The organism is Kribbella sp. (assembly GCF_035687465.1).
In the GTDB taxonomy this organism is placed as follows: Bacteria; Actinomycetota; Actinomycetes; order Propionibacteriales; family Kribbellaceae; genus Kribbella.
This window is the reverse complement of the sequence record NZ_DASRXP010000534.1, coordinates 1-11,245: the sequence shown is the minus strand read 5'-3', so window position 1 is coordinate 11,245 and position 11,245 is coordinate 1. Positions and strand designations below refer to the sequence as shown.

At 68.5% G+C, this 11,245-nt stretch carries 12 protein-coding genes and 1 pseudogene; 1 reads left to right on the top strand and 12 read right to left on the bottom strand.

Translation table 11 applies throughout. The annotated features are described in order from the left end of the window. Window positions 1-303: pseudogene (locus tag VFG33_RS28265) on the bottom strand (hypothetical protein); the annotation flags it as partial. Between the two features lie 22 nt (window positions 304-325). After that, window positions 326-1,309 carry a LysR family transcriptional regulator gene (locus VFG33_RS28260; RefSeq protein WP_325056014.1) on the bottom strand — a complete coding sequence of 328 codons (984 nt, stop codon included), beginning with the start codon at window positions 1,307-1,309 and terminating at the stop codon, window positions 326-328. A gap of 154 nt (window positions 1,310-1,463) precedes the next feature. Between VFG33_RS28260 and lexA the strand changes: the two genes are divergently transcribed. Beyond that, entirely contained in the window at window positions 1,464-2,111 is a 648-nt protein-coding gene (lexA, locus tag VFG33_RS28255; protein ID WP_325056013.1) for a transcriptional repressor LexA, read from the top strand. A 10-nt stretch (window positions 2,112-2,121) separates the two neighbouring features. Here lexA and VFG33_RS28250 read toward each other — a convergent pair whose 3' ends face one another. From VFG33_RS28250 to VFG33_RS28205, 10 genes are all read right to left on the bottom strand, one after another. After that, complete coding sequence (locus VFG33_RS28250; RefSeq protein WP_325056012.1) at window positions 2,122-2,718, bottom strand: hypothetical protein; 597 nt, start codon at window positions 2,716-2,718, stop codon at window positions 2,122-2,124. Further along, window positions 2,718-3,542, bottom strand: coding sequence for an SAM-dependent methyltransferase (locus tag VFG33_RS28245; RefSeq protein WP_325056011.1), 825 nt, complete (start codon window positions 3,540-3,542; stop codon window positions 2,718-2,720). The genes VFG33_RS28250 and VFG33_RS28245 overlap by 1 nt, the downstream gene beginning before the upstream one ends. A gap of 89 nt (window positions 3,543-3,631) precedes the next feature. Further along, a complete protein-coding gene (locus VFG33_RS28240) occupies window positions 3,632-4,399 on the bottom strand; it encodes an SDR family NAD(P)-dependent oxidoreductase (RefSeq protein ID WP_325056010.1) in 768 nt (255 codons plus the stop codon). A 36-nt stretch (window positions 4,400-4,435) separates the two neighbouring features. After that, a complete protein-coding gene (locus VFG33_RS28235; protein ID WP_325056009.1) occupies window positions 4,436-4,996 on the bottom strand; it encodes a sigma-70 family RNA polymerase sigma factor in 561 nt (186 codons plus the stop codon). Window positions 4,997-5,076: 80 nt separating this feature from the next. Further along, entirely contained in the window at window positions 5,077-6,345 is a 1,269-nt protein-coding gene (hemA, locus tag VFG33_RS28230) for a glutamyl-tRNA reductase (RefSeq protein ID WP_325056008.1), read from the bottom strand. Between the two features lie 131 nt (window positions 6,346-6,476). Further along, a complete protein-coding gene (locus tag VFG33_RS28225; RefSeq protein WP_325056007.1) occupies window positions 6,477-7,136 on the bottom strand; it encodes a TetR/AcrR family transcriptional regulator in 660 nt (219 codons plus the stop codon). Between the two features lie 23 nt (window positions 7,137-7,159). Further along, window positions 7,160-8,413, bottom strand: coding sequence for an oxygenase MpaB family protein (locus VFG33_RS28220; RefSeq protein WP_325056006.1), 1,254 nt, complete (start codon window positions 8,411-8,413; stop codon window positions 7,160-7,162). Between the two features lie 32 nt (window positions 8,414-8,445). Continuing rightward, entirely contained in the window at window positions 8,446-8,886 is a 441-nt protein-coding gene (locus tag VFG33_RS28215) for an HIT family protein (protein ID WP_325056005.1), read from the bottom strand. Next, complete coding sequence (locus tag VFG33_RS28210; protein ID WP_325056004.1) at window positions 8,883-9,719, bottom strand: fumarylacetoacetate hydrolase family protein; 837 nt, start codon at window positions 9,717-9,719, stop codon at window positions 8,883-8,885. Before VFG33_RS28210 ends, VFG33_RS28215 begins: the two co-directional genes overlap by 4 nt. Continuing rightward, on the bottom strand, window positions 9,697-11,245 hold a 1,549-nt coding region (locus VFG33_RS28205; RefSeq protein WP_325056003.1), incomplete at its 5' end, for an FAD-dependent monooxygenase. The genes VFG33_RS28205 and VFG33_RS28210, both read right to left, overlap by 23 nt.

Here is an 11,245-nt window from a genome sequence, read left to right as displayed (position 1 = left end):
GTAGGCATCAGGCAGGTGCAGTTCACCGGCGTAGAAACCCTGCGCGAGCAGGTGGATCAGCCAAGTCCCATCAGAGTCGGCGAGCACCGCGTCGAGAGCTGGCTCGGGTCCCGCAATCTCGATCGCCCGCATCACCCGCGGCCGCCAGTCGGGCCGGTCCACGGCGAGCATCCGCTCGATGAACCCGACGGCACCGGTATCGGCCGCCGACGGAAAGTCGTCAGCAGGCACAGCCAACTCGGCCAACCGCCCGAGGATCAGACTCTGTAGTGCAGTGAACGAGGAGGCGGGCTGGTCAGCCAACGGTCGATCCCTTCGGCGGAGGTCAGGGCAGCCAGGCGACGACACCGTCGGGGATGTCGGCCTCGTCGATGGCCTGGAGGAAGGCGCGGACTGCCTGGTCCCGGGAGCGGCGGGGGTTCCAGAACAGCGCGACGTCGCGGTGGGCGGTCGGTGATTCGATCGGGCGTGAGACGAGGTCGTCGGCGCTGGTGGTGGTCATGGCCAAGGTGTTGATGACCCCGATACCGAACCCCGAGCGGACCAGGGCCGCCAGGGTGGCCGGCTGGTCGGTCACGTACGCGATGTTCGCCCGGCCCACCTCGGCTCCCAGTACGCGCCGGAGATCGAAGCCGCCGCCCTCCTCCTCGGTACCCGACGGATTGCCGATCAGCGGATTGGCCAGCAGGTCCTCGACGGACACGGCGGGTTGCGCGGCCAAGGGGTGGTCGGCCCGCAGCACAGCGACGACGGGTTCGCGCCAGATCGGACGGGTAGAGAGCTGAAACTCGCGGATCGGGGGCAGCAGCGGCCGGAATCCGACGTCGACCGTGCCGTCCAGCAGGGCGGTCTCGAGCGAGGCAGCGGTGCCTTCCATCAGGGCTGTGGTGATGCCCGGGTGCTCGGCGGTCAGGACTCGCAGGACCGACGGTAGGTAACTGGAACTGACGCTGGGATAGCTGCCGATCGCTATCTTGCCGACGGACAGATTGATCGTGTTCCGGACGACTTCTACCCCTTGGTGCAGCCGCCGCAGGGCGGCCTCGGCGTACGGGCGGAAGAGTTCGCCGGCCGGAGTCAGCGTGGTCGGCCGCGATCTGCGTTCGAAGAGCTTCGCGCCCAAGACGTGTTCCAGCGAAGCGATGTGCGCGCTGACCCGTGGCTGCGACAGGTGGAGCGCGGTGGTCGCCGCGGCGAAGCCACCCTGGTCCGCCACGGCCAGGAAACTGTGCAGCCACGCGGTCTGGATCGAGGCGGTTTCGCGCAGCAGCGCATCACTCAACTGTTCGCCGGTGAATTCATCAGCCATCAGCCCTCCGTCCCCGGGTCGCAGCCACCGGGCTGCCGTAGAGCAGGAGGCCGCAAGCGGCATCGTGGTCGCAGACAGACTAGACCTCACCGACACGGCCGACACCGGTCACCGGTCGCACGAACGCGGCGCCGATGCCTCTACGATTCGGCGAGTGACCTACGACGATCTCTCCCTCGACACCTCCAATCTGCCGGATCGGCAGCAGCGGATTCTGGTCACCATCCGGGACTGGGCGGTCAGGCACGGGTACGCGCCGAGCACCCGGCAGATCGGCGATGCCGTCGGGCTGCGGTCGTCCTCGTCGGTGTCGAAGCACCTGGCCAGTCTCGAGGAGAAGGGCTTCCTCCGCCGCGGGTCCACGGTGTCGCGCGCGATCGACGTACGGATGTTCCTGCAGGAGCCGTCGTCGCAGGAGCCGGCCGACGACTCGGTGTCCGTCCCGGTGGTCGGTGACATCGCCGCGGGAACTCCGATCTCGGCCGTCGAGCACGTCGACGACGTCCTGCAACTCCCCCGCGGTCTGACCGGCCGGGGGACCGTCTTCGGCCTGCGGGTGCGGGGCGACTCGATGATCGACGCCGCGATCTGTGACGGCGACATCGTCGTGGTCCGCCAGCAGACCGAGGCGCACTCCGGCCAGATCGTCGCCGCGATGATCGACGACGAGGCGACCGTCAAGGTCTACCGCCGCCGCAACGGCCACGTTCAACTCGAACCCCGCAACCCCGACTACGACATCATCGACGGCGACAAGGCCGTCGTCCTGGGCATCGTCGTCTCAGTACTCCGCAGCGTCTGACGACGCGTGCTTACTTCGTGAGGACGTCGACGTCACGGCCGCAGCGAGGGCACCGGGGATCCATGGGCGAGCGGCCGCCGTCGCTCGCGCAGCGGCCGCAACTCACCGCTCCGCAGGAAGCGCAGCTCCAGCCGACCGCGGCCGAGACGATGACGATGTCGGCAGGGTCGGGTCCCGACGAGTAGTTCACCGGCGCGGCACAGTTCCTGCAGTAGTCCATGTCCATCGCCGCCAGAGTGCCGGGAGCCTGGACGTGACCCAGGTAGGCCGCGCGGGCGAGATGGATGTCCGCCTCGTCGTGGCGGTCGAGCCGGCCGAGTGTCATCCCCAGCGCGTTGTGTGCCTCGGCGTGGTCGGGCACCAGTTCCACGCAGCGACTCAGCGGAGCGAGGGCGCCGGCACTGTCGCCCAGCCTGAACCGGCTGGCCCCGAGCAGGAAGTAGGCGCTCGGCACGTCACCGGCCAAGCGGAGCGACGCTTCGAAGGCCTGTGCGGCCGCGGCGTAGTTTTCCTGGCCGAAAGACTGCTTACCCTGCTCGAAGAACTGCTCGGCCGTGCCGTCCTGCGCGGCTGGTCCCCGCTTCTTCGAGCGGTCGAACAGACCCATCAGGATTTGACCGCGAGGACCGCGGCGATGAGACGTTGCCAGTCGGTCAGATCGGTCTGTGGCTCGGTGGGACGCCATTCGACCGCTGACACGAGGCCGGGCGGTAGCACGGTGAAGCCGTCGCCGAGCAGGGTGAGGATCTCGTCGTCGGTGCGCCAGCGACCGCGGCCGAGGGAGCCTTGGAGAAGCTCCTGCAGCTGGGCGCTGCGGGGATCGTCCTCACTGCGGAAATGGCTGATGAAGAGGTAACTGCCGGACGGGATCCGGTCGTACCAGTACTCGACGACTGCCGTCGGCTCCTCGTCGTCGTTGAGGTGGTGGAGAACGGCGCTGAGGATGACGGCGACGGGTTGGTCGAAGTCGATCAGGGCGCGGGTGTCCGGGCTCTCGTAGATCGGCTTGGGGTCACGGAGGTCGGCCTGGACCACGGTGGTCTGCTTGTTCTCCGCGAGCAGAGCCCGACCGTGGGCGAGGACGACCGGATCGTTGTCGACGTACACGACCCTGGACTCGGACGCGTGCCGCTGGGCGACCTGGTGGACGTTGTCCGCGGTCGGCAGGCCACTGCCCAGATCGAGGTACTGGCGGACGGGCGTGTTGACCGCGATCTCGCGAATCGCGCGGACCAGCGCGCCGCGATTGTCGAAGGCGATGGCGCGGGAGCCAGGCAGGTCGTTGATGAACCGATCCCCGAGGGCCCGGTCCACGGCGAAGTTGTCCTTGCCGCCGAGCAGGTAGTCGTAGGTCCGGGCGATACTCGGCTTGGAGACATCGACTCCGGGAATCCCGACGTCCTCGATGCCCTGCGCGCCTTCTTCGACCATCGCCGTCCCCTCGGTCCTCCGGTTCTCTGACTGAATTTCACCCTACGCGAAGGCACTGTCGTCTTCCCGATGAGCCGCCGGTGGGCGTGTCAGTACAGCGTGTAGCCGCCGTCGATGACGACTACCGAGCCGGTCATGAAGGATGAGGCGTCCGAGGCCAGGTAGACGACCGTCGGCGCGATCTCCTCGGGCAGCGCGTACCGCTTCATCGGGGCGTCGTCGATCCAATGCCGCTGGAACTCCGGCCTGTCGACCGGCGCCATCTCGGTCTTCACGTAGCCGGGCGCGACCGCGTTCACCCGGATGCCGTACTGCGCCCACTCCGCCGCCAGCGATTTCGTCAGCTGGTGGACCGCCGCCTTCGACGCGTTGTACGACGGCTGCCACTGGGGACGGTTGACGATGATCGCGCTGATCGACCCGATGTTGACGATCGTCCCGCCGCCAGAGTCCTTCATGTACGCCGCCGCGGCCCGGCTGGTCCGCCACAGCGACCGCAAGTTCAGCCCGATGACCTGGTCCCAGTCATCGTCGGAGATCTCCAGCGCGGGTTGATGGAGCGCGATTCCCGCGTTGTTGACCAGGACGTCGAGACCGCCCAGGTGCTCGACCGCCGCACTCACGGCGCGACCTGGACCCTCCTCGGACTCCAGGTCGACCTCGAAGGCCCTAGTGGTGAGTCCGGCCTGCTCCAACTCCCGGACGGCAGCCGCGTTCTGTTCCGCGTCCCGCGCCACAAAGGCGACCTCAGCACCGGCCTCAGCCAGTCCACGGACGAACGCGAACCCGAGCCCACGATTGCCGCCGGTCACCAGGGCTCGCTTGCCGGCCAGAGAGAAGGTGTCGAGAATAGCCATGCAGCCATTCTCCATAGACCGTCGGCAGCGGAACGTTCAGGCCGCCAGACTCTGTTCCGGAGCCGGGGCCGACATGCGCTCTCTCAGGGCTTTGCGGCCGCGGTGGAGGCGGGACATCACCGTTCCGAGCGGGACATCGACCATCGCGGCGATCTCTTTGTAGCTGAAGCCGCCGACGTCGAAGAGCAGCACGACCCGGCGGTACTGCTCGGGCAGCGACGCGAGTGCTTCCTGCAGCCGCTCGTCCGGGATCGCGTCGACCACGGTGGTCTCGGCGGAGACCTCGAGGTTGTCGCGGGCGGCGCTGGAGTTCCAGCCGCGCTCCTCGGGAACGGTCTTCGGCTCGCACTGGCGCTTGCGGTAGCCGTGGATGAAGGTGTTGCGCAGGATCCGGTACATCCAGGCCTTCAGGTTCGTGCCGGGCTGGAACCCGGAGAAGCCGCGATAGGCGCGAAGGTAGGTCTCCTGCAGCAGGTCCTCCGCATCCGCGGGGTTTCTCGTCAGTCGGAGGGCGGCGGCGTAGAGGCGAGGATGGAGCGGAACCGCTTCGGCTTCGAAGCGGCCCTTCAGGTCCTCGGGGCTGGCCAGTGATCGCACCTAATGAGCATCGCCCAGGAGGGCTCTCGCGTCCTCGCGGTCAGCGCCCAACCAGCGCCCCCGCTGGCCGGAAACGCTGCCTACCTGCTGGCAGGTATGTCGCCGAGGTCGAAGAGTTGCCGAAGGGCATCGAGATAGGCGGGCCCGTCCGGACCGCTGGCGAACTCCTTGGCCCGGACCGAGGGCCGATGCAGGACCTTGCGCAGGATGCGGTGGACCGCGGCGGCCGTCTCGGCGCGTTGCTGCTCGGTGAGATCCGGAAGCCGGTCGTTCAGCCGGACCAGTTCAGCGTCGGCGAACTGTCTGATCTGCGCGTGCAGCGCGGCGACGACGGGCGCTGCCGTGGCCTGTTCGCGCCTCTCCACGTACGCCGCGACCTCCGCGGCGATGATCGCGCGGACCTGGGGAACCTGCTCCGGGACCTCCCGGTCCGCCAGCAGCCGGCCGAGCGTGGTGAGGTCGACGAGCGTGATCCCGGCCAGGTCTCCCACAGCCGGGTCCACGTCGGGCGGCATCCCCAGGTCGAGCACGAACAGCGGCCGACCGCTGGCGTGCGCGCGGACCTGGTCGGCGGTCACGACCGGTACGACGGCCCCGGTGGCCGTGATCAAGATGTCGGCCTCGGCCAGCCTGGCAGGCACGGCTTCGGCAGACAGGGACAGCCCATCCACCGTCGCGGCCACTTCAGCCGCCCGGCCATCCCGGCGGCTGGCCACAGCGAGCCGTCCGACGCCGGCCTCGCGAAGCAGCCGTGCGGCAAGCTTGCCCATCGCGCCGGTGCCCAGCACGACCGCATCACGACCCTCGAGCCCACCCAGGTGCGCAGCGGCGACCTCCAGGCCGGCGCGGGCGAGCGAGATCCCTTCAGTGCTGATCGAGGTCTGGGTGCGAGCCCGCTTACTGGCCCGCAGCGCAGCGTCGATCAACCCGGTGATCGCTGGGCCGGTGGTTCCGGCGGCGGCGGCAGCACGCGCGGCGGCTTTGAGTTGGGCGACGATCTGCTCCTCGCCGACGGCCATCGAGTCCAGTCCGCACGCGACCGAGAACAGGTGCTCGGCGGCCGCATCGCCGACCCGGACAGTCCCCAGCCGCAGGACCTCCCCGACCTCGACCTGTCTCTGGGCGGCCAGGTGTTCGGCAACAGCCTGAGCGAACTGGTCCACCGGACCATGCGTCTCGGCATAGACCTCGACCCGGTTGCAGGTGGAGAGCACGACCACCTCGTCGATACCCGGTACTGCGAACAACCCCGCCAGCACACCGCCTCGCTGAGCGGCTGGTACGGCAAGTTTCTCGAGCAACTCGACCGGCGCGACCCGGTGGGACAGACTCAGGCCCACGATCGTCATTGCATCAACCGTTCACGCCAGTTCTCCACGGATTCAACACTTCCAAGCCCCCGGATCCGCGTCATCGTGGCCAGCGGTGATCCAACTCCCCGGCTAGCCGAACCGCCCGAACACCCGCTACCTGCAACGGGTCAGGTGGGCAGGGACAGGCCGTTCAGCAGGAGTTCCGCCACGTTTTCGGCGTACAGCCTGACGCGCGCCTCGTCCGACGGGCTCAGGTCGGCTTCCATCAACTCGACCATGCCCAGCTGACCGTACGGCGCGGTGCCACCCGAGGTGAGCAGGAAATAGAACACCTCGGGCGGCATGTTCTTGATTCGTCCCTGCGCACGCAATTGGCCGAAGATGGGAAGGAACCGCGTCCGGACCGGCTCGATGTACTGGTGGTAGAGGTACTCCATCCGGTCCGTCCGGGCCGCTCCCTCGATCGTCACCAGGCGGGCCAGATAGGGCCGCGTCGCGGAGTACTCGATGAACGTGAGGATCAGGACCCGCAGCCGGACCATCGGGTCGGCCGACTCGTCGTCCGCCGCCTCCAGTTGCTCGATCAGCGGGGCGAAGGCCCAGTCGACCGCGGCCCGCCAGAGATTGGCCTTCGACCCGAACCGTTGATAGAGCAAGTTGCGGCTGACCCCCAGCTCCTCGTTGACGGTCCGCAGCGAGATCCCGTTGTACCCGTGCAGCGAGAAGGCCTCGATCGCCGCTGCCAGCACCTGGTCGGTCGGCGCCAGCTGGGCGTCTTTCCGCGGCCGTCCCCGCGGACGGGTGACACGGGCCGGGCTCTCTGACATGCGGACCACCTTAGCTACGCCCTTTACCTTGTGAGCTTGTCGACCGGCGTGAACTTCGCCTGGCCGCCCTCGAGGTTCTTGTCCAGGAACTCGTGCCGGGCCCGCCGGTGGGTCTGGTCGATCCATCCCGCCACCCCGGGGACCTTGCGGCGAAGGGCCTCGCGGGTCAGGTTCGGAATGACCCGGGCCAGCGGGGCGTAGCGCCACAGTCCTGGGTCGGGCAGCGCCGTCGATTCGTAACTCTCCTCCCCGAGGTAGAACCGCGCGTGACCGAGCTGGGCCTTGTAGCGCAGCTTGCCGTACGCCTGGCGAAGCCCGCGCGCGTCCGCCGGCGGAAGGTAGGTGTCCATGAAGGACTGACAAAGCTGCTGGGAGTCCTTGCCCGGGTTCGGCACCTCGACGAGCGAGATGAGCACCTGGGCGAGGAAGCCGTCTGTCACGGTCTCCGGGTACCACGGCGCCTCGACGCCCATCAGGTGTCCGACATAGCGCCAGTGATGCATCATCGCCGCGATGTCGTCATCGGTCGGGAGGTAGCCGAGCAGCTTCAACTGCTGGCCGGGCGCGAACGAACTCAGCAGCAGGGTCCCGAACATCCCGAACTGGCTGATCGGTACTCCGAGCTTGTCGCGATCCCACTCGGCGTGCGGCAGCACGGTGTGCCGGATCATCGAGTGCAGGGTCCGTACGAACACCGCCGAACGGCGTCCGGCTCCGCCGGGTCGAAGGGCACCGGGTTCGGTGGTGTCCGTCCACAAACGGCAGGTCTCCAGGAACCGGCCGAACGCCGTACCGCCGGTGTAGGCACCGGTCAGCGCGAGCGGCTTGGCGATGGTCTCCAGCGCGTACCCGGGGAAGGAGACCATGCCGAAGTACGGGTACAACTCCTTGCTGTACCGGCGGAAGACCTCCGCGCCGTGTTCGACCTTCTCCCAGTCGACCCACTCGGGATCGGTGTCGATCTGCTGGAACAACGCCAGCAGTTCGGGAGACGGGTCGCTGACGCTGGCGATGCCACCGGTGAGAGCCTGCTCGACGTCCTTCCTGGCCCGGGCCTTGCCCTTGGGCGAAGCGAAGGCCGCGTCGATATAGGCATCCCCCAGCGCATCCCCGGTGTTCATGGCGCGCCCGAAGGCGGTCGCGAGTTCCTCGGAAACGTCGAGATGGCTCTTGGCGATGCGCTCGAGCTTCCACTTGAGTGCCTTCGCCATCGGGCTGTCGACGATCCGGAAGTACGCGAAACTCTCGGGGATGGGTACGTCGGTTGACTGCTTCATCGATTGCACCGCTTTCACTTGGTTGGGGTGGTTCACGCCAGTTCGCCGGCCAGTTCCGCGGCCAGTTCGGTGGCGAGGCGACGGGCGGTCGGCTCGTCGGCGAGGGACTGGTCCCGGCGCAGCAGCCGGGTGATGAACGCGGCACCACGCGACGACTGCGTGGGCGGCCCGATCAGGACGTGAGTGTGGGGACAGCCCTCGCCGAGGGAGTAGGTGTAGACGCGCTCCGAGCCGGTCACGCACGTCACCGCGGCGCTGACCTGGGACAGGAGCAAGCCGAGTTCGATGGCCTCGGCAGCGTCGAGGTCGGCGAATCCTTCCGTATGGCGCAGCGTCTGAACCGCGACCCAGCCGGGCACCGGCATGGCCGGGTGCATGGACACTCCCCAGTACGTCGTTCGCAGGAGCCAACCGGGCTCGGCCGTACCGAGCGTCGTCGCTCGACGGCACAGGACGCAGTCGCCGCTCGTCATCCCGCGTCCGCGATTGTGGTGGTGAGGGTGCCGAGGTGGTCGATGGTGACCGCGACGACGTCGTCTGCTGCGAGGAAGCGGCCGGTCGCGACGCCGGTGCCGCCCGGCGTACCGGTGAGGATCACGTCGCCGGCTTCCAGGGTGAGGAACGAACTGACGTAGGCGATGAGCTGCGGAACCGAGAAGATGAGCTCGGCTGTCGAGGAGCGCTGGCGGACGACACCGTTGACCTCCGTGGTGAGGCTCAACGCGTCATGAAGGCGGAGTTCGTCGGTGGTAAGCAAGGTCGGGCCGAGAGGCTTGAACCCGTCGAAGCCCTTGGCGACCGCCGGACTCGCCATCGGCAGCGCCGGATTCTCACCTGACTGCACATCCCGCGCCGAGAGGTCGTTGGCAACGGTCCCACCCGCGACGAAGTCCCAGGCAGACCCCTCCGGTACGTCGCGCCCGGTGCGCCCGATCACGATCGCCAACTCGCCCTCGTAGTCCACCTGGTCCGGCGCGGACCTCGGCAGCCGGACAGTGGAACCCGCCGAGGTCACCGCTGAACCTGGGATCAGGAGGAAGCGAGGCAGGGCCGGTCGTGGACTGCCTATCTCGGCCGCATGGTCGCGGTAGTTCAGGCCGATCACGACGATCTTGCCCGGACGCCTCACCGGCGCCGCGTAGGTCGCCTGATGCCGGCCGACCTCTTTGCGGATCGGCAGCACCTCGAGGTCCGCCAGGCGGCCAGTGAGGATGAAGTCCTCCAACGACCGGCCGGAGTCTTCGAGCAGCAGGAGGCTCTCGGGCGCGACCCGGGCGATGCCGTCACCGGTCTGTGCGAGCAGCATGCTGTTCTCCCTTCAGGTCGGCCCCGTTCCTGGCACGGCCGGTTACGTGGTCGACGAGCGCGCTGGGGTCCACCGGGCAGCTGTCACCGCGCCAAGCGACGATGCCGTCGGGGCGGACCAGCACGATGGCGCACCGGTACAGCCGGCGCGCGCCGTGCGCACCGACCCACTCTTCGTCGAGCGGCACGCCGCGGCTCCGGAACGCCTCGGCGAGGGCGCCGCTGTCCACTGCGGGGTGGAGGTTCAGCAGGGTGAAATGTCCGCGGAACTGGTCCAGCGTGGAGCGCCCGTCCGGCAACTCGACGTGCGGTGCCCGGTGTCCGGGGCGCGCGGTCGGAACGTAGTACTCCGGGTCGGCCGGCGGCTCGGGGGTCCCGTCCGAGACGATCAACGGCGACCCGGGATAGCGGACGCCGAGTTGGACCCCGAGCGAACGCCACTCGGTCTGACGTCTGGCCACGATCCTCTGGGCGGCAAGGACGCGTGCTTCCTCCGCGGCGGGGTCGTCCAGGACGGGGTCGGGCAGGATCGAGTTGTCCGCGCGGTAGTTGTGCCAGGCCCGGCGGACCAGGCGCTCGGCGTACGGGCGGCGCTCGGTCGTGTAGCTGTCGAGCAAAGCGTCGGGGGCCCAGCCCCGGAGTACGGCCTCGAGCTTCCAGCCGAGGTTGGCCACGTCGCCGAGGCCGGTGTTCATCCCGTGCCCTCCGGAGGGCCACATCCGGTGCGCGGCATCACCTGCCAGCAGCACGTGACCGGATTGGAAGGACTCCGCGACCACCGCGTCGCCACTCCATTCGCGGGTGTCGAGCACCTCGACCTGCTCGATCGTGCTGTCGAGTGCGTCGGCGATGACCTGACGAACCTCTTCAGCTGCCGGGTGCTCCGAGTCCTGCAGTGGGTAGGTGACGCGCCAGAGGTCGCCGCCGTCGAGCGATCCGAGAATCATCCGCCGCGGATTGAGCAGGTAGTACTGCACGGCCGGTGCATGCGGGATGCGTTCGCGGAGCCCGGGCAGTCGGACGAACGCTCCCTGCCAGCGGGCGCGGACGTCGCCGGAGTCACGAAGAGAACCGATCCCGGTCGCCTTGCGCACGGGCGAGGCAGCGCCATCGCATGCCACCAGATAGCGCGTCCACACGGTCCGGTGGCCGTGTTCCCGGGAGGCGAGCCGGACCGTGATCCCTTGCTCGCCGTCGTCGAACCCCTCGCATCCCCACCCGTAGCGCAGATCCACCGTCGTCTCAGCCGAGGCACGCTTGCGCAGGGTGGGGTCGAACCAGAACTTCGGCCACCAGACTCCCCCTTCCGGGCTCAGCCCGTGCGTCGTACTACGCCGGTCCGCATTCGAGGGACGCGGGAAACGGGCCAGCTCGTACGTCGTCATCCTGGAGACGAAGGCGATGTCCCGCGGCGCGCCGGCGGGGAATCCGCTGCGCAGTACCGCGTCGGCGATACCCCAGCGGCGCAGGAGTTCCATGGAGGCGGTGTCGATGGACTCCGCCGTCGGATAGCGGACCACACCGTCG